The sequence below is a fragment of the Parafrankia discariae genome (assembly GCF_000373365.1).
GTDB lineage: Bacteria > Actinomycetota > Actinomycetes > Frankiales > Frankiaceae > Parafrankia > Parafrankia discariae.
In genome coordinates this window covers 1-22,150 of sequence record NZ_KB891239.1, presented here as the reverse complement: position 1 = coordinate 22,150, position 22,150 = coordinate 1, and the positions used below count along the sequence as shown (strand labels likewise).

Annotated in this window: 23 protein-coding genes and 2 tRNA genes; 12 read left to right on the top strand and 13 right to left on the bottom strand. The window is 71.3% G+C overall.

Annotation, left to right across the window (positions count from 1 at the left end; translation table 11 throughout):
* Positions 1-40 precede the first annotated feature (40 nt).
* The 3 genes from B056_RS0124250 (at position 41) to B056_RS0124240 (ending at position 1,530) form a co-directional block, all read left to right on the top strand.
* Positions 41-598 carry a hypothetical protein gene (locus tag B056_RS0124250; RefSeq protein ID WP_018504448.1) on the top strand — a complete coding sequence of 186 codons (558 nt, stop codon included), beginning with the start codon at positions 41-43 and terminating at the stop codon, positions 596-598.
* Between the two features lie 129 nt (positions 599-727).
* A complete protein-coding gene (gene orn / locus B056_RS0124245; RefSeq protein ID WP_018504447.1) occupies positions 728-1,324 on the top strand; it encodes an oligoribonuclease in 597 nt (198 codons plus the stop codon).
* A 130-nt stretch (positions 1,325-1,454) separates the two neighbouring features.
* Positions 1,455-1,530, top strand: a tRNA-His gene (locus tag B056_RS0124240).
* A gap of 1,305 nt (positions 1,531-2,835) precedes the next feature.
* Here B056_RS0124240 and B056_RS0124235 read toward each other — a convergent pair.
* Positions 2,836-3,552 carry a response regulator gene (locus tag B056_RS0124235; RefSeq protein WP_020572678.1) on the bottom strand — a complete coding sequence of 239 codons (717 nt, stop codon included), beginning with the start codon at positions 3,550-3,552 and terminating at the stop codon, positions 2,836-2,838.
* A 463-nt stretch (positions 3,553-4,015) separates the two neighbouring features.
* Between B056_RS0124235 and B056_RS0124230 the strand changes: the two genes are divergently transcribed.
* Positions 4,016-5,587: an aldehyde dehydrogenase family protein gene (locus B056_RS0124230; protein ID WP_018504445.1), complete on the top strand. Its 1,572-nt coding sequence runs from the start codon at positions 4,016-4,018 to the stop codon at positions 5,585-5,587.
* A 61-nt stretch (positions 5,588-5,648) separates the two neighbouring features.
* On the opposite strand, the gene B056_RS0124225 is transcribed toward B056_RS0124230, so the two are convergent.
* Positions 5,649-6,422, bottom strand: a complete 774-nt coding sequence (locus tag B056_RS0124225) for a polysaccharide deacetylase family protein (protein ID WP_018504444.1) — start codon at positions 6,420-6,422, stop codon at positions 5,649-5,651.
* 384 nt (positions 6,423-6,806) lie between these two features.
* Between B056_RS0124225 and B056_RS0124220 the strand changes: the two genes are divergently transcribed.
* The 3 genes from B056_RS0124220 to B056_RS0124210 all read left to right on the top strand — a co-directional run bounded on the left by B056_RS0124220 (position 6,807) and on the right by B056_RS0124210 (position 10,330).
* The gene (locus B056_RS0124220; RefSeq protein ID WP_026240087.1) at positions 6,807-8,435 is read left to right on the top strand and encodes a phospholipase D family protein; all 1,629 of its coding nucleotides are present in this window, start codon (positions 6,807-6,809) and stop codon (positions 8,433-8,435) included.
* A gap of 337 nt (positions 8,436-8,772) precedes the next feature.
* Positions 8,773-9,468, top strand: a complete 696-nt coding sequence (locus B056_RS0124215; RefSeq protein ID WP_018504442.1) for a DUF459 domain-containing protein — start codon at positions 8,773-8,775, stop codon at positions 9,466-9,468.
* 789 nt (positions 9,469-10,257) lie between these two features.
* Positions 10,258-10,330, top strand: a tRNA-Lys gene (locus B056_RS0124210).
* A gap of 88 nt (positions 10,331-10,418) precedes the next feature.
* On the opposite strand, the gene B056_RS0124205 is transcribed toward B056_RS0124210, so the two are convergent.
* The 3 genes from B056_RS0124205 to B056_RS0124195 form a co-directional block, all read right to left on the bottom strand.
* The gene (locus B056_RS0124205; protein ID WP_018504441.1) at positions 10,419-11,699 is read right to left on the bottom strand and encodes a tyrosine-type recombinase/integrase; all 1,281 of its coding nucleotides are present in this window, start codon (positions 11,697-11,699) and stop codon (positions 10,419-10,421) included.
* A complete protein-coding gene (locus B056_RS0124200) occupies positions 11,699-11,908 on the bottom strand; it encodes a hypothetical protein (RefSeq protein WP_018504440.1) in 210 nt (69 codons plus the stop codon). The genes B056_RS0124205 and B056_RS0124200 overlap by 1 nt, the downstream gene beginning before the upstream one ends.
* Positions 11,909-12,156: 248 nt before the next feature.
* Positions 12,157-12,456 carry a hypothetical protein gene (locus B056_RS0124195; RefSeq protein WP_018504439.1) on the bottom strand — a complete coding sequence of 100 codons (300 nt, stop codon included), beginning with the start codon at positions 12,454-12,456 and terminating at the stop codon, positions 12,157-12,159.
* Positions 12,457-12,606: 150 nt separating this feature from the next.
* Between B056_RS0124195 and B056_RS0124190 the strand changes: the two genes are divergently transcribed.
* On the top strand, positions 12,607-12,810 hold the full coding sequence (locus B056_RS0124190; RefSeq protein ID WP_026240086.1) for a helix-turn-helix transcriptional regulator: 204 nt from the start codon (positions 12,607-12,609) through the stop codon (positions 12,808-12,810).
* Positions 12,811-12,816: 6 nt separating this feature from the next.
* On the opposite strand, the gene B056_RS0124185 is transcribed toward B056_RS0124190, so the two are convergent.
* The 6 genes from B056_RS0124185 to B056_RS0124160 all read right to left on the bottom strand — a co-directional run bounded on the left by B056_RS0124185 (position 12,817) and on the right by B056_RS0124160 (position 17,432).
* A complete protein-coding gene (locus B056_RS0124185) occupies positions 12,817-13,014 on the bottom strand; it encodes a helix-turn-helix domain-containing protein (protein WP_018504437.1) in 198 nt (65 codons plus the stop codon).
* Positions 13,015-13,044: 30 nt separating this feature from the next.
* Entirely contained in the window at positions 13,045-14,766 is a 1,722-nt protein-coding gene (locus B056_RS0124180) for a replication initiator (RefSeq protein WP_018504436.1), read from the bottom strand.
* Positions 14,766-15,002: a hypothetical protein gene (locus tag B056_RS0124175; RefSeq protein WP_018504435.1), complete on the bottom strand. Its 237-nt coding sequence runs from the start codon at positions 15,000-15,002 to the stop codon at positions 14,766-14,768. Before B056_RS0124175 ends, B056_RS0124180 begins: the two co-directional genes overlap by 1 nt.
* A complete protein-coding gene (locus B056_RS0124170; protein ID WP_026240084.1) occupies positions 14,999-16,576 on the bottom strand; it encodes an FtsK/SpoIIIE domain-containing protein in 1,578 nt (525 codons plus the stop codon). The genes B056_RS0124175 and B056_RS0124170 overlap by 4 nt, the downstream gene beginning before the upstream one ends.
* Positions 16,577-16,734: 158 nt before the next feature.
* Positions 16,735-17,025 (bottom strand): hypothetical protein, encoded by a 291-nt coding sequence (locus B056_RS0124165; RefSeq protein WP_018504433.1) that lies wholly within the window; start codon positions 17,023-17,025, stop codon positions 16,735-16,737.
* Positions 17,022-17,432, bottom strand: a complete 411-nt coding sequence (locus B056_RS0124160) for a hypothetical protein (protein ID WP_026240083.1) — start codon at positions 17,430-17,432, stop codon at positions 17,022-17,024. The genes B056_RS0124165 and B056_RS0124160 overlap by 4 nt, the downstream gene beginning before the upstream one ends.
* Positions 17,433-17,648: 216 nt before the next feature.
* On the opposite strand from B056_RS0124160, the gene B056_RS0124155 reads away from it, so the two are divergent.
* Positions 17,649-18,065 (top strand): helix-turn-helix domain-containing protein, encoded by a 417-nt coding sequence (locus B056_RS0124155; protein WP_195905950.1) that lies wholly within the window; start codon positions 17,649-17,651, stop codon positions 18,063-18,065.
* Positions 18,066-18,123: 58 nt separating this feature from the next.
* Here B056_RS0124155 and B056_RS0124150 read toward each other — a convergent pair whose 3' ends face one another.
* The gene (locus B056_RS0124150; protein ID WP_018504430.1) at positions 18,124-18,591 is read right to left on the bottom strand and encodes a hypothetical protein; all 468 of its coding nucleotides are present in this window, start codon (positions 18,589-18,591) and stop codon (positions 18,124-18,126) included.
* A gap of 357 nt (positions 18,592-18,948) precedes the next feature.
* On the opposite strand from B056_RS0124150, the gene B056_RS0124145 reads away from it, so the two are divergent.
* The 3 genes from B056_RS0124145 to B056_RS40050 are packed head-to-tail and all read left to right on the top strand — an operon-like array spanning position 18,949 to position 21,488.
* Positions 18,949-19,932 carry a helix-turn-helix domain-containing protein gene (locus tag B056_RS0124145; RefSeq protein ID WP_018504429.1) on the top strand — a complete coding sequence of 328 codons (984 nt, stop codon included), beginning with the start codon at positions 18,949-18,951 and terminating at the stop codon, positions 19,930-19,932.
* The gene (locus B056_RS44700) at positions 19,919-21,115 is read left to right on the top strand and encodes a hypothetical protein (protein WP_018504428.1); all 1,197 of its coding nucleotides are present in this window, start codon (positions 19,919-19,921) and stop codon (positions 21,113-21,115) included. The genes B056_RS0124145 and B056_RS44700 overlap by 14 nt, the downstream gene beginning before the upstream one ends.
* Positions 21,000-21,488 (top strand): gamma-glutamylcyclotransferase family protein, encoded by a 489-nt coding sequence (locus B056_RS40050; RefSeq protein WP_020572676.1) that lies wholly within the window; start codon positions 21,000-21,002, stop codon positions 21,486-21,488. The genes B056_RS44700 and B056_RS40050 overlap by 116 nt, the downstream gene beginning before the upstream one ends.
* A 383-nt stretch (positions 21,489-21,871) precedes the next feature.
* Here B056_RS40050 and B056_RS37805 read toward each other — a convergent pair.
* The coding region (locus B056_RS37805; protein WP_018504427.1) for a transposase family protein at positions 21,872-22,150 on the bottom strand (279 nt) is incomplete at its 5' end.

Sequence of the window (22,150 nt, the reverse complement as noted above, 5' to 3'; positions counted from 1 at the left end):
TCGGTGCTTCCCCGCAACCGTGGCGAAAGGTGCACACGGCGTGGACGCCTTCCGGCGCGGCTGGGTCGGCCTGGCGCTGTTCCTCGCCGCGCTGATCATGATGCCGGTGCTGGTGGTCGAGTACCACAGCCGTCTGGCCGACGACGCCCGGTACCACGGGATCGACGCGGAGAGCATCATCCCGCCGGTGACCGGTACGACGCCACCGCGCACGGTGCCCCCCGGCGTCATCGTGGGGTTCAACGGCGTTCTGGAGGGCGAGACGCTGCGCGGCTTCCGGCACATCAGCCTGGAGACGACCGGTGATCTCGGCGAGATCCACTACACGCTGACCGGCCCGACCGGCAGCCGCTACCCCATGACGGCGAGCGTGGCGCCCTACCTGTTCGCCCCGCACCAGACCGGCTGGGAGACCAGCGCCGTGATCGACGGCGTCTACTCTCTCGAGGCCCGCTCCGAACGCCCGGGCGTGCCCGCACGCAGCATCACCTTCCGGATCCAGAACTCCACCCCGGCCGACGCCGGTGCCGGCTCCTCCGCCGGCGCGGCGGTCCCGAGGCCCGGCACCGGGCCGGTCACGAGCCGGTCGCCGGCGTGAGCCCCATGACTGGAACCCGCCCCACCGCACGGTGACTATGGGAGCCAGGCCGGGGCGCGACGCGGAGCGCGAGGCCGGAACCGGAGGCCGTACGTGACGACAGCGACGGAAATCCCTAATGTGAACGGGATGGATCGCCTGGTTTGGATCGACTGCGAGATGACCGGCCTGGATGCCGGTTCCGACCTGCTGCTCGAGGTCGCCTGCCTGGTGACCGACAGCGAGCTCACCGTGCTGGACGAGGGCATCGACCTCGTGCTGGCGGCCCCGGACGCGGCCCTCGACCAGATGCTCCCGGTCGTCCGCGAGATGCACGAGACCTCCGGGCTCACCGAGGCCGTGCGTGGCTCCGACCTCAAGCTCGACGACGCCGAGGAACAGCTCCTCAGCTACCTGCGCCGGTTCGTCCCGGAGGCGCGCAAGGCCCCGCTGTGCGGCAACTCGATCGCGACCGACCGGACGTTCATCGCCCGCTACCTGCCCCAGCTCGACACCTTCCTGCACTACCGCATGATCGACGTCTCCTCGATCAAGGAACTGGCCCGGCGCTGGTACCCGCGGGCGTACTACGCGGCCCCGGTGAAGTCGGGCGGGCACCGCGCCCTGGCCGACATCCGGGAGAGCATCGAGGAGCTGCGGTACTACCGCGAGATCCTCTTCGTGCCCCAGCCCGGCCCGACCACCGACGCCGCCCGCGCGGCGGCCGCCGCGATCCGCGCCTCCTGACAGCCGCGCCTCCCGGCTGCCGGGTCGCCGGGCGGGAATTGGTCGGATTTCGGCCCTCGGTCGTGACCCGGCCGCCGCACCGGCACGTTCACCCGGTACGATGGCTGCGCCCGGTGAGAACCGGGCGATGGTGGGTGTAGCTCAGTTGGTAGAGCACCGGGTTGTGGTCCCGGGTGCCGCGGGTTCAAGTCCCGTCACTCACCCCAGTTAGAGGGGGCCGTCGTTTGCGGCGGCTCGCCTCCCCTCACTCGGCTTCCTTTGCCCGTTGCGGCACTTCGGTCGCGCCCGCAGGCCGGCCAGCCCCGGCCACCGCCGGGTCCTCGCCCGGACGCCGCGCGGCCCTACCGGCCTCGTCGCAAACCTCACCGGGCGGGCCCGTGGACGGCATCGTGGGCGCGCCTCAACCCAGAGCCGCCGGCCCGGCGCTCCGGCGACCGCGGAGGCGTCTGGGTGACCGGCCTCCGTGGCCACCGGAGCCAGGTTCACAGCACCGGGAATCCCGGGTTCACAGCACCGGAAATATGGTTATACCGGCGGGATGAGGCCTACGTGTCGGCCCTTCCCCGCGCAGTGGCGGCAGGGCTCGAGGTGCGGCGCCGTGCCACCCTGGTCGGCGGCGCGAAGCTCGAAGACAGCTCGCCCGCCTCGGCAGGTGAGGCAGATCTGATTGATGATGCTCGGCCGCCCCGGGCTTGTGTCGGCCCCGGACGGCTGCTCCGCTGTGGTCACCGGTGAACTCACCTCCCCGGTCAGGACGAACCGTGGGACGAGCGGTCGCGCGGACGGCCAGCGCTCGACGAACCTGACGGACGCTGGCAGATCGCGGGCCGGAAAATCCGGCCTAGGACGTGGCCCTCGCCGAGGACCGGGCTCCTCACCTCCCCGATGGCGCTGTCCCGGCGTTCGAGCTGCTCGATCGAGCGTGCCGGGCATCCGAGCGTGCTGGTCGACGGATGACGCTAGCCAACATCGACATCGTATGGGGTGGAATGAAGGAAAGGACCGCACAACTCTGTCTGCCAGGTCTCGCGCTGAACAGGTTGTGGATACACCACCGGCCCGGAAGTGCGACTCGCGCCGGGTGGTCTGGCACGCCGAGCCCTTCCAGATCCGGCCATCTCCCGCGCCGCCGCGGCTTTCGCCCTGGACCGACACCCGCTCCTCAGCGCCTGCCAGGCTTCCCACCTGCCTCTTCCCCGCGACCGGGCCGCCAACGCCATTCGTGGTCGCCACCGGTCGCGGCCTGGGCGGCACCGGATTTCCAGAACGGACAATTCACCCATTACGGGAAAGTGTTATGGGGCCCGCCGTCACGAAGAAGACGCACTGAGTACGGAAGACCGTGTCAGACGTGGCCCGTCAGTGCTCCCACCGGCACGCACCGGCCACAACCGGAGGCCACTCGAGGATCACTTGACGGAGAGCCCGACGAACCCGCCGCTCCCAGCCGACGGGGTCGGCCACACGACTCCATTCACACCGAACACACTCCCACCGCCCACCGGAACCACTTATTCGATGTCGAACAGGCCCTGACGAACGGCGTACATCACCGCTTCCATGCGGGAGTGCAGCTGAAGCTTGTCAAGAATATTGCGAACATGGTTCTTCACGGTGTTCTCACTGATGAAGAGCTTCCGCGCGATCTCGCGGTTCGCCCGGCCTTCGGCGACCAGCTTGAGGACCTCGAGCTCCCGGGCGGTGAGGTGGGGCGCGTGCGCGCGCGGACGGTCCTCCCCACCGCGGGCCATCGTCGCGAACTCGACCATGAGCTTCGAGGCCATCGAGGGGCTGATCAGGCTCTGGCCGTTGTGCACGGCGCGCACCGCGTCGGCCACCTCGTGCGGCGGGATCGACTTCAGCAGGTAGCCGACGGCCCCGGCCTTGATCGCCTCGAACAGGTCGGACTCCTCGTCCGACACGGTGAGCATGACGATCCTGGTGCGCGGCACCGCGCGTTTGATGGCACCGGCGGCGGCGATGCCGTCGCGGCCCGGCATCCGCACGTCCATGAGGACGATGTCCGGCGTCGTGCCGGACGCCAGGGTCAGCGCCTCCTGGCCGTCCGCCGCGCGCCCGACCACCGAAATGTCCTCCTCGGTCTCCAGCACGGTCTGCAGGCCCTGAAGGAAGAGCTCGTGATCGTCCACGACGAGAACCCGTATCGGCGTCACGTCACGGGTCGGGTCGGCATCAGCGGCCGACGGCGGCACCACACTGGCCGTCATCACACATCCGGAAATCGGGTTCGGTTTTTCCGCCAGGCGGCTTCTCCGCCGCAGGCGAAAGCCGGTTCGGACACCTGCCCACTCTACGTGATGCACTACACACATGAGGTCGCGGGCGCGCTGAAGTCACCTCCGACTTCCATGTCCTTAACGCATCCGACATACTGGAAATAGTACGCGGGTTCGCCGCCAGTTCGACGTAGTGGGACGTTCTGCTCCCCATCCGCGACGCGGCCCCGGCCGGCGGGCAGGCTCGCGAGCTGTGCGGACGTCCACCCACGGCGCCGGCGGGCTCATTCATCCGGCTGCTCAGCACAACCAGGCAACGACGCGCGGTAGCAACACGACGCGGGTAACGGGTGCTTCATAACCAGTTATCTGAGTCTCCTGGATGTACCGCGTATGCGACGGCATTGAAGGCTGTTTGGTGGCGCCGCGATCGGATCAGAGAGACCCTCGTCAGATGGACGCCGCAGCCAGCACCCCCCCGTCCCGACTGCACCTCAAGCCGGGCACCGCCTGGGCCGACGCCTACTCCCGCGCCCGGCAGGAGGCCCCCGAAGCATTCCACGAGGACCGCCTGCTCAACCTGTGGGGCGGTCAGTGGCGCCGGACCGGCAACCCACTGCACAGCCTCACCCCGGTGGACGGCGCCCCGATCGCCGGCCCGCCGATGATCGAACCCGACGAGGCCCGCGAGGCCATCCGGGCCACACTCGACGACCACAAGGAATGGCGCGACGTCCCACTGGCCGACCGCAAGGCCCGGGTGACCGCCGCCATCGAGGCGATGGAGGAGCACCGCGACCTGCTCGCGCTGCTGCTGGTCTGGGAGATCGGCAAGCCGTGGCGGCTGGCCCGCACCGACGTCGACCGCGCCCTGGACGGCGTGCGCTGGTACGTCGACGAGATCGACTCCATGATCGGCGACCGGACGGCCCTGCCCGGCCCGGTCAGCAACATCGCGAGCTGGAACTACCCGATGAGCGTGCTCATGCACGCCATGCTCGTCCAGGTGCTCGCCGGCAACGCGGCGATCGCCAAGACGCCGACCGACGGCGGGGCGGCCTGCCTGACCCTGGCCTGCGCGCTGGCGCGCCGGGCCGGCCTGCCGGTGTCGCTGGTCTCCGGGTCGGGATCGCGGCTGTCGGCGGCGCTGGTCCGGGCGCCGGAGATCGGCTGCCTGGCCTTCGTGGGCGGGCGTTCGGCCGGCGGCCAGGTGGCGGCCGCGCTCGTCGACACCGGCAAGCGGCACTTCCTCGAGCAGGAGGGCCTCAACGCCTGGGGCATCTGGGACTTCTCCCAGTGGGACCTGCTGGCCGGCCACCTGCGCAAGGGCTTCGAGTACGGCAAGCAGCGCTGCACCGCCTACCCGCGCTACGTCGTCCAGCGCCAGCTCTTCGACAAGTTCCTGGAGATGTACCTGCCGGTGGTCTCCTCGGTACGGTTCGGGCACCCGCTCGCCGTGGCCGACGACTCCGACCCGCTGCCCGACCTCGACTTCGGGCCGGTGATCACCGCGGAGAAGGCGACAGAGCTCGCCGCCAAGATCGACGAGGCCGTCACCAAGGGCGGCGTGCCGCTCTACCGCGGCGACCTCGCCGACGGCCGGTTCCTGCCCGACCAGGACCGGACCGCCTACGTCCCGCCGGTGGCGATCCTCAACCCGCCGCCGTCGGCCGCCCTGCACCACGCCGAGCCGTTCGGGCCGGTCGACAGCATCGTGGTCGTCGACTCCGAGGCCGAGCTGCTGTCCGCGATGAACGCCTCGAACGGCGCGCTCGTCGCCTCACTGGCCTGCGACGACGACGCCACGGCCCGACGGCTCGCCGGCGAGCTCGCCGCCTTCAAGGTCGGGGTCAACAAGCCCCGCTCGCGTGGCGACCGGTCCGAGCCGTTCGGTGGGCGCGGGGCGTCGTGGAAGGGGGCGTTCGTCGGCGGGGAGCACCTCGTCCGCGCGGTCACCGTCGGCGCGGACCCGGCCGAGCGCCTCTACGGCAACTTCCCGTCCTACTCGCTGTACCCGGAGACCTGACCGGGCCACCCGGGACCTGACCGGGGCCACCGAAGACCTGACAGGGCCACCGGAGACCTGATCAGGTCCCGCCGCCGCGGGGCGGGGCGGGGCGCAGGCCGTGCTCGGCGAGCGGCCCGAGGCGCAGGCCGGCGTCGTCGCAGCGGGCCGCCAGCTCGGGCAGGGCGCCCAGCGCGCTGCGCCACGCCCCCGGGGCGGACGTGCAGTCGCTGTCGTGCAGCAGCACCGTCGCGCCGCCACGCAGATCGGGGGCGAGCGTCGCCAGCACGCCGGCCGGGGTCGCCGTCGCCGTCCAGTCCCGGCCCCACGCCGTCCACAGGACGGGGGTGAGGTCGAGGCGGCGCGCGGCGGCGAGCACGCCGGCCGAGAGCACCCCGTGCGGCGGGCGGACGTAGGCCGGCACCCGGCCGGTGGTCTCGGCGATCAGGTCCCGGGTGCGCGCGAGCTGGTCGTAGGTGGACGCCGGCCCGCGCAGCAGCATGGGCCGGTGATCCCACCCGTGGACGGCCAGCTCGTGCCCGGCCGCGGTCATCTCCCGGGCCAGGCCGGGGGCGCGCTCGAGCATCCCGCCGAGCACGAAGAACGTCGAGCGGATCTCGAGGGCGTCGAGCACGTCGAGGAAGCGCGGCGTCGAGGCGGGGTCGGGACCGTCGTCGAACGTGAGCGCGATGTGGTCGGTCCGGCCCACCCCGGCGAGCCCCGGGGTGACCCGGGTGCGCAGCCGGCGGAAGGTGGCCAGTGAGGGCAGGCCGTAGGCCAGTGCGCCGAGCGCCATGACCGTGCCACCGGCGGCCCACCGCCCCGTCTCCCGCCGCCCCGTGCCGGACCGCACCATGACGGACACTGTGCCACACCGCGCGCCACCCCCCGGTGGCACGCGCACCGCCCGTCGCCGTGGTCCGGCCATTACCGTGTCCCGGCTCGCTGGTTCGGACGTCCCGCGGGAGGGAAGGGAGCTCCCGGGACGATCCGTGACCTTCCGGTGGGCTTCCGGCGCTTCACGATTCATCGTGTGAACGCCGGTCGCTCCCGGGCCACGGGCTCGTCCCATCCGCAGCAGGGCCCCGGCACGCGTCGCGCCGGCGCGGTGCCCGGACCGGGCGTCGCCAGAAGAAGGAGGACCGGCACGATGCCCGAGGACACGGCGTCCGAGGAGACCATGCCCCTGGAGACCGCGTCCGAGGGAACCCCGCCCGAGGGGAGCGCGCCCGGAGACGCGATGTTCGAGGAGTGGTTCCTGACCGCCGAGGAGCGCGGCAACCCGGACACGGCGCTGGACGTCCGCCATCCGGACGGCCGGGCGTGGACCACCGGGAACCTCGTCCGCCCGCTGGTGCACGGGCGGGCCTACTTCTCCCGCCTGCTCGAGGTCGTCGAGACCCTCGGCGAGAACGACCTTCTCCTGTTCACCGACTGGCGCGGCGATCTCGACCAGCGGCTGGACGGCGCCGGCTCCGAGGTCGGGCAGGTGCTGGGCCGCGCCGCCGGCCGGGGCGCCGTGGTGCGTGGCCTGATGTGGCGCTCGCACCTGGAGCTGCTGTCGTTCAGCTCGCGCCCGAACCGCCGGCTGGCCGAGGAGCTGAACATCGCCGGCGCCCAGGTGGTCCTCGACCACCGGGTGCACCGCAACGGCTCGCACCACCAGAAGCTGGTCATCGCCCGCCGCGCCGCGGTGGCGGGAGACGCGGTGGCGGGGGACGCCGTGGCTGGGGACGCCGTGGCCTTCGCCGGCGGCATCGATCTCTGCTACAGCCGCCGCGACGACGCCGCGCACGCCGGCGACCCGCAGAGCCAGCCGATCGCCGACGCCTACGGTGCCGCCCCGCCCTGGCACGACATCCAGGCCGAGGTGCGCGGGCCGGCTGTGGGCGATCTCGAACTGACCTTCCGGGAACGCTGGGAGGACCCGTCCGCGCTGGACAACCCCAACCCCGTCCGGCAGGCCTTCTACCGGATCCGCCCGGTCGAGACGAACCCGGACGGCCTCCCGCCGCAGGCACCCGACCCGGCCCCGGTCGGCCCGCACGCCGTCCAGATCCTGCGCACCTACCCGCGACGGCGCCCGCACTACCCGTTCGCGCGCAAGGGCGAGCGCTCCATCGCGCGCGCCTACCGCAAGGTGCTGCGCCGCGCCCGGCGGCTGATCTACCTGGAGGACCAGTACATGTGGTCCACCGAGGTGGCCCGGCTGTTCGCGGACGCGCTGCGCCGTGAGCCCGAGCTGCACCTGGTGATCGTCGTCCCGCGGTTCCCGACCCAGGGCGGCCGTTTCTCGCTGCCGCCCAACCTCGTCGGGCGGGAGAAGGCCCTGGAGATCTGCCGCGCGGCCGGCGGCGACCGCGTCGGCGTCTACGACGTCGAGAACCACGCTGGGACGCCCGTCTACGTCCACTCGAAGGCCGTGACGATCGACGACGTCTGGACCTCCATCGGCTCGGACAACCTCAACCGGCGGTCCTGGAGCCACGACTCGGAGCTCGCCATCGCCACCATCGACACCACCCTCGACCCGCGCGAGCCACGCGACCCCGGCGGCCTCGGGGACGGCGCCCGGGTCTTCGCCCGCGACCTGCGTCTCGAGCTCTGGCGCGAGCACCTCGACTGGGACGGCGACGACGAGGAGCTCATCGACCCCGAGGCCGGGTTCAAGGCGTTCCGGCGGCGCGCCGAGGAACTCGACGCCTGGCACCGCGGCGGCCAGGCCGGCCCGCGCCCGCCGGGCCGGGTCCGGCCACACCAGCCGCAGCGCCTGGACCGGCTGACCCGCGGCTGGTCCGCGCCGCTCTACCACGCCATCTACGACCCGGACGGCCGTCCCCGCCGGATGCGCCGCGACAACGCCTGGTGATCCGCCCGGCCCGGAGGCGGCGCGCAGCCCCGCCGCGCGGGAGAAAGGGCCGCGCGGCCGGGCCGGCGTAACACCAGCAAGCCCGCGCGGGCGCCGACTCCGACAACGGCCGCTCATGACCCCGCGGGTCCCGGTGGACATCCGACGCGGACCGCACCCGGCGCGCGGCCATCCCACGACGATGCAGCACGATGTCCCCGGGACGTGTCCGGAACCGTGAGAACGAGGCCACAGCCGGATCGGACGGCTCGCGGGTCCTCGGCGCCTGTGCCGTCCATGCCGGCACCCGTCGGGAGGAGCTGCGCTGAGCACGCCACGTCTGGGCGTCATCGGCTGGATGTTCGCGGGCGCGGTCGTCCTGGCCACGATCGCGCTGACAGCCGGGCGGCACGAGCGGGACGAACCGAGGGCCGCGCTCTGGGGCGACTCGCTCGCCTGGGAGGCACGCGACTCCTTCACCACGGCCGCCGAGAAGGACGGGGTCACCCAGGCCACCACGCGGACCTGGGGCGGCACGGCCCTGTGCGACTGGTTCACCGACATGCGCAACCAGGCCCGGCGCTGGGATCCCACCGTGGCGGTCCTGTCCTTCTCCGGCAACACCGCCTCCGAGTGCATGCAGGGCCGGGACGTGATCACCGCCTATCGGGAGGACGCCGCCAAGGCCGTCGACATCCTCACCCGCCGGGGCATCGAGGTCGTCCTCGTGGACGCCCCGCCGCGCGAGGACCAGCCCGTCGGGCCGGACGGCCTCACCGAGCTCGACCGGGTCTGGCGCGAGGTCGCCGCCGGGAACTCCCATGTCCGGGTCGCGCCGGCCGGGGAGGTCCTCACCGACCACGGACGGTTCGTCCCGAGGCTGCCGTGCCTGCCCGGCGAGCCCTGCGACCCCGACGGCAAGGTGGCCGTCCGCAGCCCGGACGGCGTCCACTTCTGCCCGATCGCCCAACCGGCGATGACGGTGTGCCCGATCCGGGCCCCCGGCGCGGAACGCTACGGGCGCGCCCTGGCCGACGCCGCCCGCGCCCCCTGACCCTGCGGAGGCGACGAGAGCCCCAGGTCTGTCCGCCAGGCCCAGGGTGCGGGCGGTGGTGCTGCCGGCAGCGCCACCGGCGCTGCGACCTGCGCCCGCTCCCACGAGGACGGGGCCGCCAGGTCCCCCGGGGCTGCCAGGTCCCGGGGCTGCCAGGTCCCGGGGCCGCCAGGGCCTGCCCGCGGAACCAGAGGCGAGCCTGGCCTCGGTAGCTGGCCGGGAACCCGGCTCAGCTGCTCGCCCTTTAGTTTCTTCCTCGCCGCTTCGGGGGCAGATCTGGCCGAACTCCGACCCCAAACGACAAGAAGGAAACTAAAAGGCGAGCAGGCCACCCGGCGCTTTGAACCTTTCGTCCGATAGATGACGGTCTGACCCCGCGCCGCCGCTGAAGATCCCCGACGCACTCCAGGTTGGAGATCACCACGACCGTCGACAGAAGATCACCGCGCACCACGGAAAAACGATCACAGCACGACGGAACAGGATCGAACCCGTCCTATGGCAGGGCTCACACCGACAGACGATCGGTAGCGGACGGTGCAGCTCGAGCCGCTGGGGCGACATCGAGCTGCCACCGCGGGCCCATACCAGCATCTCGAACCCCGGAGGCGATCGACGCCACGGGCACCCCGGATTCCCAGCCGACCCCAGACCCTCCGGAGCCCGGCCCCTGACGACCGGGCCAGCTGGAGTGGGACAGATCGACATGAACAGGACTGCGACCCCCCGCGTCAGTACCTCCGCGGAGCTGGTAGGGTTGTCTACGTCGCCGCGGGAACGCGGAGGCACGCGCCGCTAGCTCAATTGGCAGAGCAGCGGACTCTTAATCCGCGGGTTCGGGGTTCAAGTCCCTGGCGGCGCACCCGTAGCTACCAGCGGTTTCTTCCTTTTGGATGGGGCCGCTGTTTTCATTGTGGCAGCCATGCTGGCAGCCACGGGCGCGCAACGCATCAATCCCCTTCTACTTCCTTCTTCCGGTCATCGTCGCTGTCGGTGGCCGGCGCTGCGGTGCCCCAAAGGGCCGCGCCCATCCGGTCGGCCGCGTCGGTGGACAGCTCCGGCGCCACGTGGCTGTACGTGCCCAGAGTCAGACTGATCTGCGAGTGACCCATGATCTCCATGACCACCCGTGGATGAACGCCCTGGGCCAGCAGCAGGCTCGCCATCGTGTGCCGCGCGTCGTGGAGCCGGGCCGCCCGCACACCGGCCTGAGACAGCAGGTCCTGCCAGGCCCGGTGGTCCGCACGGGGATCGAGCGGACGTCCGTTCGGCTGGACGAACACGAGGTCGTGTTCGTTGACCCACTCGCCGCCGGCCGCACCGCACTCAGCACGCTGCGTGGCACGATGAGCCCGCAGGCTGACCGCCAGGTTCGGCGGAATCACGATCGTCCGCCGGCCAGCACGGCTCTTCGGCCGCACGATCACCAGGCCCCCGCCGGTCCGATGAGGGCACCGGCGCGCGGTCCCGCAGGTCTTCGGATCGGCGCAGCCGTGCTCCCAGGGCCGCCGTTGCAGCGCCTGCCGCACCGTCAGCGTGGCCGGTGTCGCGTCCAGGTCGACGGCATCCCAGGGCAGCCCCAGCGCCTCACCCTGCCGCAGGCCGAGCGCCAGCGCGACCGACCACCGGGCCGCGTTGCGCTGCCCCTTCGCCGTGTCCAGGACAGCCCGCGCGTCCGACGCGGTCAGCGGCCGGACCTCCTCACGGTCAACCGAGGGAGGATCGACCAGCGTCGCCACGTTTCGGGCGACTCTCCCCCGCCGGTGCGCGACCTTCAGCGCCCGGGAGACGATCCGGTGCATCTGGAGCACGGACGCCGCCGCCAGGCCCTCCGTCTCGCATCGGCGGTAGAACGCCTCCAGATGCTCCGGGGTGAGCCGGTCGAGCCGGACCGCGCCGAGCGCCGGAACGATCCGGTTCCGCACGTACCCCCGGTACGTCGCCAGCGTCGACGGCCGCACCTTCCTGGCCGCGATCGTGTCCAGCCAGAACGTCAGCCACTGTTCCATCGTCAGCGGCTTCGCACCGGTCACGATCGCCACACCGTCTTCCTGCTCACGACGCAGCGACCGCAGCTTCTCCGCGACCTCCGCCCGGGTCTTCCCGGACAGGTACTTCCGTTGCCGCTTCCCGGCCTTCCAGCCGAGATCCACGGTCGCCCGCCAGCGGCCGGAAGCGTCCTTGTAGATCGCGCCCTCACCAGCGCCGCGCCGACCCTTGCGCGCGGCCATCAGTCAGCGTCCAGGGGGTTGCCGTCGGGCCATTCGATGTTGTCGCACCAAGCGCAGCCGTACCGGCTGTCGCCCATGTCGCAGGCGAACTTGGACTCTCCTTCGGGCTGTGGGTAGAGCAGGCCCTGTCCGGCGCGGGCACGGTCGAGGTGCTCGCGGAGTGCCTGTTGCAGGCTCATGGTCGGGCGGTTGTCGCTGTTCGTGGGCATGGCGAAGTCGGCTCCTTGCCGGAAGAACGGGTCAGGTGCACGCGGGCCGCGGGTGGCGTTGCCCGGTGCGGGTGGGTTTCCGTTCTCTGGCGCTGGGATGGTCTGCCGGGGCGCCGGCCGCGTCCAGGGCGCTGCGCGTCGCTACGCGATCGGCCTCCGGCCGACCCTGGACACGTCCGACACCCCGACAGCTTCAAGCGCCACCAGAGAACGGAAGAAAAATGGGGGTAGAGCAGGCAGAACAGCCGCTACAGGCGGGGAACGCTCGCCGCCGCCGGGCCGGTCGAGGGGTTCCAGCCGTCCAGGACCGTTGCCGAAAGACCGGGCAGGCGGTGGAACGCGAGGACCGCGTCAACGTCGCCGAAGTGCTCGGTGAAGAAGGCGTCCACGGGCAACCCCGCGAGCACCTGCATCAGGTCGCCGACGTCCGCGCCGGGACGGACGAGCAGTTCGTAGCCGGTGTCGGTGCGGCGCACGGAGATGAGGGCGGATCTGCCGTCACCGGGGGTGCGCCAGGCGCCGGAACTGCCGGACGGGAAAATGGGCATAGGGTCTCGCTCCTGTCGTGAGCAGGGTGGGATCTCAGGTCCCGGTCGGGTGTTCGCAGCACCCACCGGGACCGCCTATCTCGACTGGACGACCGTCCAGCGACGCCAACGGTACAGGGCGTCTGGACGGTCGTCCAGTAGTCTGCGGTCATGGGACAACCGCTCATGGGGGCGGCGGAGATCGCGCAGCGGCTAGAGGTGGGCCGGACCCGGGTGAACCAGCTCCTGAAGGAGGACCCGACCTTCCCGAAGCCGCATGCCACGCTCGCCGCCGGTCACATCTGGCAGACCGACGACGTCGAAGCCTGGATTGCCGAACACCGGCCCGACCTTCCGCCGGCCGCCGAGCGGTAGCCCGCCTCACGCCGCCGCGCCGTGGCCGACGTCGATGCCCCGCAGCCGGTTCACATAGGCGTCGAGCGCGGCGCGCGGGATGCGCCGGGACCGGCCGATCCGCACGGACTCGATGGCGCCCGCGGCGAGCAGTTCGTACACGGTGCTCCGGCTGAGTGCGAGGATCTCGGCGGCTTCGGCCGGTGTCACGAGAAGCTTGGTCATCCTTGCCTTCCAGGCGATCGAGACGACAGCTCAGGCAGCGTCGGCCACCGCCGGTGGGCCGGTTCCCGGAAGTCCGCCGGCCGTGGCGGTGCCGGCCGCTGTGGCGGCGCGGGCCGCGTCGAGTTGTGCGCGCCAGGCATGCCGTTGCGCGACCGCCTGCAACAGCAGGTGTTCGCGGCGAGGGGCCGCCGGGTCACCGGGCCGAAGCAGCGTCCACACCGTCCGTGCCGGGTCGGTGCCGGTGGCCGCCGGGCCGGTCGCCACTTGGCCGAGGGCTTCGAGTTGCTCCCGGATGAACGCGACCCGGTCGTGCTTGTGGTCGGTCAGGGTCTTGCCGGACCAGCGCCGCGAGACGAGCACCCGCCGTCCGCCGAACCCGAGGGTCTCCCGCCGGTGGGCCTTGCCCCGGCACCGCCCCGGGACGAGGCCCGGTTTCGGGTTTCTCGGCTGGACGCCGTAGCGCAGCCAGTTCGCGCAGGTAGGCGAGCACGGTTCGTGGCGCAGCGCGTCCGCGAGCCGATCGACGTGCCGCCGCTGCGCGTCGGTGGTGACCGCGTGGCAGGCGTCGAGGCTCTTCGCCAGGTACTTGGTCAGATAGCCGATCATCCGGCCGGTGTTCGCCGAGTTCGCCGTGACACCGTCCGCGCGGAGTTGTGGCCCGAAGCGGACGACGTGGGCCGGTTCGTCATCGTCGCCGATCGCGTCCACCGCCTCATCCCAGGTCGGGAGGGGTCGGGACGTGTCCGGGTCGAGGTAGCGGGCCGCGGTGTCGTCCCAGACCGGGAGGCACGTGTCGTCATAGACTGGCCGGTCACACGAGGGCCACCAGATCTGCTGATACGTGGCCGCCGCCACCTGCCGCAGCAGGACCCGGGGCACGGTGCCGCGGATGGCCGCGTGCAGGTGCGGGGCGAGCCGCCGTTGCGGTTCGAGGGTGGCGAAGTACTGCACATCCCAGCCGACCGCGCGGCGCAGGTTCTGCCAGAACCGGTCGATGAGCTTCGGGAAGTGGATCGCGTCGCGGGCCGCCCGCCGGTAGTCGTACGAGCCCGGGTCTACCGGGGTTCCCTCACTGGTCACCCGCCCGTACGAGTCGCAGGTCAGGGTCAGGAACATCGACGGCCGCCAGGTGGTGCCGTCCGTCGCTTCGAAGGTCCGTCCGACTGTCCGCTTGTCCACCGGGAGCCGGGGCAGGTCGGGGGCATCCTGCCGCCGGCGGGTCGAGCGGACACGGCGAGGCCGATCCCGACTGTCCGGCGCCGCCTTCCCCCGCACGCCGAGCGCGTTGAGTTCCTCGTCCACCTGGCCGATGAGTTCGTCGATCTCGGCGACGCCGGCCGCGTCCCCGTCGCGTTCAGCGTCGAGCCGGACGGTTTCGAGATCGGCGCGGAAGCCCGCGAGGGTCTTCGCCTCATCCGTAGGCGGGTCCGGGTCGGGAAGGGGTTCGTCGTCCAGGTGCCAGCCTGCCTTGCACTGCGCCATCCGCAGCCGCCGGGCCCGCTCCGCGCAGGTCGGGCACTTGCTCGCCAGGGTGGCCCCGCACGGCACCGGGATGATCTCGGTTTCGCCGGTGTCGAGGTTCGTCCGGCGCATCGCCATCGGCCGCACGCACACGCCGTTCTCCACGGCGACCGTTTCCACGACCTGACGAGCGAGCGGCATCCGCATCCGCGCCGCCCGGGAACCCGGACGATCGTCACGATCGTCACGGCCGGAGGAGGGGTCGAGGCCGGCGGGGGTGAGGCCAGTCATCAAGAGGTGCGGTCCTCCCGGTCGTCGAGGTCCAGGCGCACACCGGCCGGCGGACGGGCCGGCGCGGTGATGAAAAAGGCGCAGCCGCAGGCGGTTCCCGAGCCGAGGTCCGCACGGCATCGGCCGCGCCGGTGGGTGATGCGCAGGTGCCCGCAGGTCGCGCAGACTGGCAGGACGGGCACCGGCGCGGCCGAGTCGAGCAGATCGTCAGGCATCTCGCCAGCCGGGCCGTTCACGCCACCTCACCCCACCAGGAGCCGTCGCCGGAGTGGTCGTGGTCGTGGTCCGCCGGGTCGTTGTCGCGGTAGGGGTCGAGGTCCGGTGTCCAGCCGGTGCCGGCCGCGGGAGTGGGCCGGTAGGACCACACGGTCCGGCTGATCTCGGTGTCGTCGATGAACGAGGCCCGGACCCGGACCGGTTCCGGTTGTCCTTCGTGGAGCACGTAGCCCACCCCGGGCAGGGACACCGGGATCTCGTCCGCCCGTGCGCCCCGGTCACGGGCACCGGAGCCGAGCACGAGATCCGCCTGTTCGGTTTCGGTCATGCGCAGTGCGACCCGGACCGGGAACAGGTCCCGGAACGGCAGCACTTCCTTGCGCGGGTCCTGCACCGCCGCCAGGACCACGACCCCGGGCGCCCGGCCCTGGGAGAGCAACAGCGGCAGCGCAGCGCCGATCCGCTTCTTGACGTCCCGGTCGGTGACGTAGGCCGTCAACGAGGCGATCTCGTCGACCACCAGAACGATCAGCGGCTCACCCGGAGTCGGAGTGTGGAGCCGGGTCACCCCGCGCAGCCGGGCCGTGCGGTCCTGCATCACCGACACCGCGTCGTCGAGGAGATCCGCGATCGCTTCCGTGGTGGTGGCGAACCGGGTGAACAGCGGCTCGCCGAACGCGAGTTCCATGCCGCCCTTGGGGTCGCAGACCCACAGCTCGACGAGGCCGGCGCGCACGGCCGGGCCGAGACCGCGGATGACCGACCACAGCACCGAGCCCTTGCCCGCGCCGGTGGCGCCCGCGATGAGCAGATGCGTTCCCCGCACGGGCAGCGTCCAGGGCTCGCCGTCCTCCCGCCGGCCGACGCGAACGGCCGAGAGGTCCCCGACGAGCCGGTCAGGCTCGCCGGTCGCCGTAACGTCGCCGTCCGGGTCGTGATCGATGACCGGGCCGGACGGGTCGAGTCCAGCCGGTTCAACCGGGGTGGTCAGGGTGTCTCGGTGGTGCAAGTGCAGCCGGACGAAACGGGACGGCTCGCCCTGCACCTGGCAGCGCCGGGCCCGGAAGACGTGCCGCAGTCCTTCGGCCGCGTCCGCCCACTGTTCCGGTGTCTGCCCCGGGAGCAGTTCCACCCGCAGCACGTCCACGGCCCGGGTCGAGCGGATCGAACGGATACGCGGGAAGTACTCGTCGAAGGTCACCTGATCGCCGTTCGACGCCGGCATGCGGATCGCCAGGCCCGAGTGCACCATCGCCGGCCGCCACCGCCGCCGGTACACGAACCCGAGCCGCACCCGTCCCCACACCCAGCGGGCCAGCCAGCCGAACGACCGGGCGTGCAGGCGTCGCCAGACCACCGCGACCAGGGCCAGGGCGACGAGCAGCGCCGCCAGGCCCAGCGTCCCGAAGCGGCGCGTGAACAGCGCCAGGCCGAGCGCGACCGGCACCGCCACCCGGTGCCGCCAGCACCAGCGGACCCCGAGCGCCAGCCCCTTGCCCGCCACCGCGAGCACCAGCATCCACATCGGGACCCGCATCTTGTCGGGCCGGGACGGAATGCGGGGTATTCCCCGGTCGCCGTTGATTCTGGACATGACAGATACCACCTGTTTCAGAGCGCACGAAACCAGGAGCCGAAAGAAAGGGGAGAGGAGGGAAGGACCGGCGGGCCCGGAACCCATCCGCCCGTCCGAACGAAGGGTTCCGGGCCGCCTGATGCGAAGGAGAACCGCGGAGCAGCTAAGAGGAGCGGCTAAGCGGCGAGATGCCCCGGGAGTTCGGCCGCGTCCTGTGCGGCGAACCGGAACCTCTCGCATTCAATGAGGTAGTCGTTCACCGCGGCGAGCAGGGCGTACGCGAAGTCGACCTGATCCGAGGTCACCGCGCTACCGGCCGCCGAGACGGACAGCGTCGTCCGGCCCGTGTGGACGGAGAGGATCGGCGGCTTGTCCGGGTAGGTGTGGCAGCGGGCCGACCAGTCCGCGCCCACGTGCAGCCCCAGGTGTGTCGACGAGCGCAGCCCGTCCATCTCGCGCCCGCTCACGCCGCCACCCCCGGGTTGGTCCGCCGGGCCGGGCCGACCGGCCGCATCACGCCCGCCCGCAGCGAGAACGCCAGCCGCGGCTGGCGCCCGTTGGTGTCCACGTACGGGACCACCACCAGGCGCTCGAACATCACCGGCCGGAACGGGAGCCCCGGCAGGTTGTCCGGCAGGACCGGCGCCACCTCCCCGAGGATCTTCACCTTCAGTTCGGCCTTCCGGGCCATCGGGTCCGCGTCCAGGACCCGCACCGACCAGACCCGTTCGCCGGTGTCCTTGTCCCGAGCCTGGACGTCCGCCGCCTTCTCCCTCACCTTGTCGAAGTCGCTCGCCGCCTCCACGCCCAGCACGAACGCACCGTGCGGGAACACGTCCTCGAACCGCACCGGAATGCGTTGCGGAACCGCCACCGTGCCACCTCCACTCGCCTTTACCCGGAACCAACCGTGCGTTCCGGCTGACGAGATACACGATCCACCGCTCAGCAAGCGCGTATCAACCGCTAACCCAGCGTTGTATGTAGCCGTGACATGGGCGCCATGCAGGCGCTCATAGATTCATGCCAAGGTGATATGGCATGCCGGGATGGGTTCTGGCGTCGTTTTGCGGGCCGCTAATATGCGCGCATGGCTGACCGGAGAACCCCGGTGTACCGGGCCCGCGGGCCCGTCAACGGCGAGGACTGGGCCGCCGTCGCGTCGGCGCTCAACGAGCGGATGGCGCGCCGTCGCATCGGTCAGCAGGAGCTCGCCCGCATCTCGGGAGTGTCCGTGTCGACGCTGCGCGAGCTTCAGCACGGCGCCGGCCGCCGGGTGCAGAACAAGACCCTCGTCGCGATCGCCCAGGCGCTGGAGTGGCCCGACGATCACCTGATCCAGGTGCTCGTGTCCGAGCCGCCGGTCGCCGGCACGCCCGGAGAGCCCACGGGCCGGGAGATCCTCGCCGCCCTGGCCCGGGTCGAGGAGCGGCTCACCGAGATCACATCCAGGCTCGCCGCCGTCGAGCAGGCCGTCACCAGGGCGGACAGCCGGACGCCGTCCTGAGACGACGATGGGCCGGACCCCCCCGACGAGGTCCGGCCCATCGCAGCTCTTCGCGCTGTCAGTCCTCTTCCAGTACCGAAGGACTCCACGAGCGTGGGCGCCGTCGCCGTCGGGTCACCTGCCGGCGCAGCGCGTCGGCCATGTCCGCCTTCCCCGCGTCGTACGCCCCGCGTTCTCCTTCGGTCATCCAGCGCCGGCCGTTGTCCTCCCCGACCGACGCCGGGTCGAGTTCGAGCATGGAGCGCAGGAACGAGCCCGGCAGCTGCCGCCGGGACAGCCGTATCCCGGACGCTTCGTAGACCAGGACCGTGTCCACGTCCCCGAAGGACTCGGCGAAGCGCAGGCCGGAGGGCATGTCCGCCATCGCCGCGTACAGCGCCTGCGCCGACGAGCCGGCCGGTACGACGAGCGCCCAGGCGTCCGCGCCCCACGGCAGCAGGCCCACGCCCGGGTCCCCGTCCGTCTCGCAGGAGCCGCTGGCCCACGTCATCGCGAACCCCCGGACCCGCCGCGAGGTTCCGTCCATGTCTGCTCCGTCATGTCCCATCGCACCCGCAGCGCCCCTCATCCGCTCACGTCGCCTCACGGCCTGGACGCCACCCCGCCCCGCGGAGATCCCGACTCGACGCGGAGCGGGGTGGCCTGCGAACAAGACTCGTCCGCATCCGATGCGTCACGAAACGTCAAGTTGGCAAGGCACGGTGTGCATGGAATCCGGCCGGTTCACCGCCTGCCGAGTGGCTGTCAGGCGCCATCCGAGCGCCAAAGCGTCAGATCAGCGGCGAACCACCCATACCAAGGTGGCATGGTGGCGCTAGTCTCTGCGTAGCGACCTGACCACCCGCTGACCCTGGCTGTCGGCCCGCACCCGAGGAGATGGCGGATGGCCCAGCCCGCCCCTCCCTACACCGTCTCGCCCGATCTCCTCGCCCGCGAGGAGTTCCGCGCCGCCTGCGAGACCCTGGACTTCCAGGCGATCTTCCGCCTGATGCGCAAGTACGACGGCGCCAGCCAGGACCGGGTGTCCTCCCCCGTCCGCGGCCTCACCCAAAGCCGGGTCAGCCGGGTCATGAGCGGCGAAAGCAACATCACCTCACTCGACCTGGTCGAGCGCATCGCCGACGCGCTCCGCATCCCCGGTGCCTACTTCCGGCTCGCGCCCCGCCCCTGGGAAGCCGAGACGACCAGAGCCGACGCGCCGCCCTCCCCCGCCCTTGCCGGCATCGGCGACCATCACCGCGCCAACGCCTACGCGACCACGACCGCAGGCGTGAGCATGCCGGCGCCCCGCGAGCCGGCCGGAGACGTCGAGGACCGCAGCCTGACCATCGACATCGAGGTTGCCGAAGACGGATGGGCGACGCTGACCTACCGGCATGAGCTGTACAACGGCACGGCGACGCCGTTCACCAGGCTCAACAGGGAACTGTGGTTCGAGACCACCAACGGCCCGTTGGAGATTGAGGCCCTGCCCTCCCCCGACCGCAACATCATCATTCAGCGCGTCCACGACACCAAGCTCAGCGCCCGCTTCGCCTGCCAGGTCTTCCCCGCCATCCAGCCCGGAGAGTCCGCGACCGTCGGCTACCGCAGCACCGGTGGACGGTTCGTCTACGACCACTACTGGCGTCAGTCGATCGTCCGCCCCACCGGAACGCTCACGATCCGGCTTCGCCACCAGGGCGTCACGTCGCTGACCCGATGCTCGGCGACCGAGGACCGGCCGGACGGGTCGGAGATCTCGGCGACCGAGGGTCTGTCCTTCGCCCGCGACGAGGCCGGAGTCGTCATCGAGCTGACCCGCCGGAACCTACGGCCGAACCAGTTCGTGACGCTGCGATGGGACACCGCGCATGCGTCTACGTGACGAGATCGAGCAGACGCTACGGGCATGGGACGCCTACGAGAAGGCCCGGAAGGCGTCGCCGGTCATCGACTTCGACTGCGCGCCGACCGCGGCCAAGGTGACAGCGGCCCCGAGCCGCCTGGACGTCCACAGCACGCTCGCCCAGCTCTACGAGCGAGCCGAGCGCGACGGCGACCAGGTCTGCGCCGAGCAGCTCCGCGCCCACCTGGCCTATCTCGGCGCGCTGCTCGGCGAACGGCCCCCACTCGACGACTACCTGACCGCCACCCAGGGATGCTCGGCGGCCGGATGGCCCGAGGAGTACGTGACGGCTGTCGGTGAACGCGCCCGCACGGCACTGGCCGAAATCGGGGTTTCCTGGGATGCCACCACCGACCGCCAGCTCCGCGACGCCGAAGGACCAGTCGAGGCCGCCGACGCACCCGAGATGATCCGCGCCGCCGCCAGCGAGGCAGAGCCTGCCGTCCGGGCCCTTGCCGAAACGGACGCCCCGTACACCCTGGAGATCACGACCGCCGACGTCGACGCCTACTGGGCCTACTGGCTCGACGGCACCGGCCAGGACGTACGTCTCCGGTTCAACCTGCGCAACGCGGCCTTCACCAAGGTCCGCCTACGCCAGTTCGCCCTACACGAGATCCTCGGACACGCCCTCCAGAGCGCCAGCTACACCGCCACCGCCAGCCGTACCGATGTTCCGTGGCCGCGCCTGCTGTCGGTCCACGTGCCCTATCAGGTGCTGTTGGAAGGCATCGCGCAGGCCATGCCGCTGTTCGTCACCCCCGACGACACCGCCGTGACCGTGCGAGTCCGCCTGGACCACTACCTACAGCTTGTCCGCGCCGACCTGCACCGCGCCATCAACGCCGGTGTGCCGGTCGCGGACTGCGCGGACCATGCCCGCGCCTGCGTCCCGTTCTGGACCGCAGACGCCATCGCCGACATCCTCACCGACCGCGGCAACGACCCCCAGCTACGCAGCTACCTGTGGGCCTACCCCGCCGGCATCGACTGGTTCGTCAACCTTGCCGACACCGCCGACACCGAAACCGTGGGGAAGGTCTTCCGTGCCGTCTACACCCAGCCCAGCACCCCGCACCAACTCACCCAACTCTGGCCGACTGGACCCCGCATCGGCGGACCCGGCACCCCTCTTCGTCTACGGAAGCCTCCTCTTCCCTGACGTCCTGCGCGCCCTCATCGACCGCGACCCCCACCGCATCCCCGTCACCGTCACCGGATGGCGGGTCATCGCCCTCCCAGAGCGGATCTACCCAGGACTCATTCGCGACCAGGCCGCCACCGCCACGGGACACCTATTCGACGACCTCACGGAAGCCGAGTGGAGCACCCTCGACGCGTTCGAGGCCGACTTTTACACCGTCAGCCGCGTCGACCTGGAGCACGGCCACCACGCATGGGCCTACGCCTGCACCGAGCCCGCCGAGTTCCTCCCCGCCCAGCTATGGAGCCCGGACGAGTTCGCCCGCGACCACCTGCCCAGCTACGTGGAGCGTTGCACCGCATGGCGCCACCGCTACGAGCAAGGTAGGTAGCCCGTACGTTGCCGAAACTCTCATTTTAGGATCAAGCCCGCGCAGGTGCCGCGCCGCGCGACGGCTGCGCGCGGCCCTGGCGGGCCGTGCTCACCGGCGCGTCGCGACTCACTCGATGATCCATAAACTGGTCTCGCTGCACAGAGCCTCATCCGGTTCCCTGCCGTGCGATACGGTGATCTACATGAGCGTGCCACAGGGCCCGGGCGCCGACGACGCGTTGTCGGAGCCTGTTCTTCTCACTGAAGAAGAGGTCGAGGAACAGGCAAAAGCGGAGGTACGAGCCGAACCTGTCTCCTACTCCGGCACTGACTTCGATGTCGAAGGGTTGGTTCGTCGACTCGATCGTAACGACATAGCGAGCATTTTCAAAGTTTGTTTTTCTAGATTCCCTCCTGTTCCAGGACGAAGACGGCCTGGGTGAACTCGCCGACCCGGCGTGGGCAGCCGCGGAAACGGCTGAGCACGCGCCAGTTCTTCAGGACCGCGAAGCCGCGTTCGCCGGGTGCGCGGGTGGCCGCGAGGACGCGGTTGCTCTCCTTGAGGCCGTCGGAAAGTTCGCCGTTCGCGGGCTTCTTACGGGGCACGAGGAGCAGATCGCTCTCGCCGCCGACGTAGCCCTTGTCGGCGTAGAGGTAGATCGTTTCCGCGCGGTTGATCGT

Coding starts and splice junctions, on each gene's coding strand:
- orn (WP_018504447.1), top strand. CDS start 728: ATGGATCGCCTGGTTTGGATCGACTGCGAGATGACCGGCCTGGATGCC.
- B056_RS0124235 (WP_020572678.1), bottom strand. CDS start 3,552: ATGACGGCCAGTGTGGTGCCGCCGTCGGCCGCTGATGCCGACCCGACC.
- B056_RS0124230 (WP_018504445.1), top strand. CDS start 4,016: ATGGACGCCGCAGCCAGCACCCCCCCGTCCCGACTGCACCTCAAGCCG.
- B056_RS0124225 (WP_018504444.1), bottom strand. CDS start 6,422: ATGGTGCGGTCCGGCACGGGGCGGCGGGAGACGGGGCGGTGGGCCGCC.
- B056_RS0124220 (WP_026240087.1), top strand. CDS start 6,807: ATGTTCGAGGAGTGGTTCCTGACCGCCGAGGAGCGCGGCAACCCGGAC.
- B056_RS0124215 (WP_018504442.1), top strand. CDS start 8,773: ATGTTCGCGGGCGCGGTCGTCCTGGCCACGATCGCGCTGACAGCCGGG.
- B056_RS0124205 (WP_018504441.1), bottom strand. CDS start 11,699: ATGGCCGCGCGCAAGGGTCGGCGCGGCGCTGGTGAGGGCGCGATCTAC.
- B056_RS0124200 (WP_018504440.1), bottom strand. CDS start 11,908: ATGCCCACGAACAGCGACAACCGCCCGACCATGAGCCTGCAACAGGCA.
- B056_RS0124195 (WP_018504439.1), bottom strand. CDS start 12,456: ATGCCCATTTTCCCGTCCGGCAGTTCCGGCGCCTGGCGCACCCCCGGT.
- B056_RS0124190 (WP_026240086.1), top strand. CDS start 12,607: ATGGGACAACCGCTCATGGGGGCGGCGGAGATCGCGCAGCGGCTAGAG.
- B056_RS0124185 (WP_018504437.1), bottom strand. CDS start 13,014: ATGACCAAGCTTCTCGTGACACCGGCCGAAGCCGCCGAGATCCTCGCA.
- B056_RS0124180 (WP_018504436.1), bottom strand. CDS start 14,766: ATGACTGGCCTCACCCCCGCCGGCCTCGACCCCTCCTCCGGCCGTGAC.
- B056_RS0124170 (WP_026240084.1), bottom strand. CDS start 16,576: ATGTCCAGAATCAACGGCGACCGGGGAATACCCCGCATTCCGTCCCGG.
- B056_RS0124155 (WP_195905950.1), top strand. CDS start 17,649: ATGGCTGACCGGAGAACCCCGGTGTACCGGGCCCGCGGGCCCGTCAAC.
- B056_RS0124150 (WP_018504430.1), bottom strand. CDS start 18,591: ATGGACGGAACCTCGCGGCGGGTCCGGGGGTTCGCGATGACGTGGGCC.
- B056_RS0124145 (WP_018504429.1), top strand. CDS start 18,949: ATGGCCCAGCCCGCCCCTCCCTACACCGTCTCGCCCGATCTCCTCGCC.
- B056_RS44700 (WP_018504428.1), top strand. CDS start 19,919: ATGCGTCTACGTGACGAGATCGAGCAGACGCTACGGGCATGGGACGCC.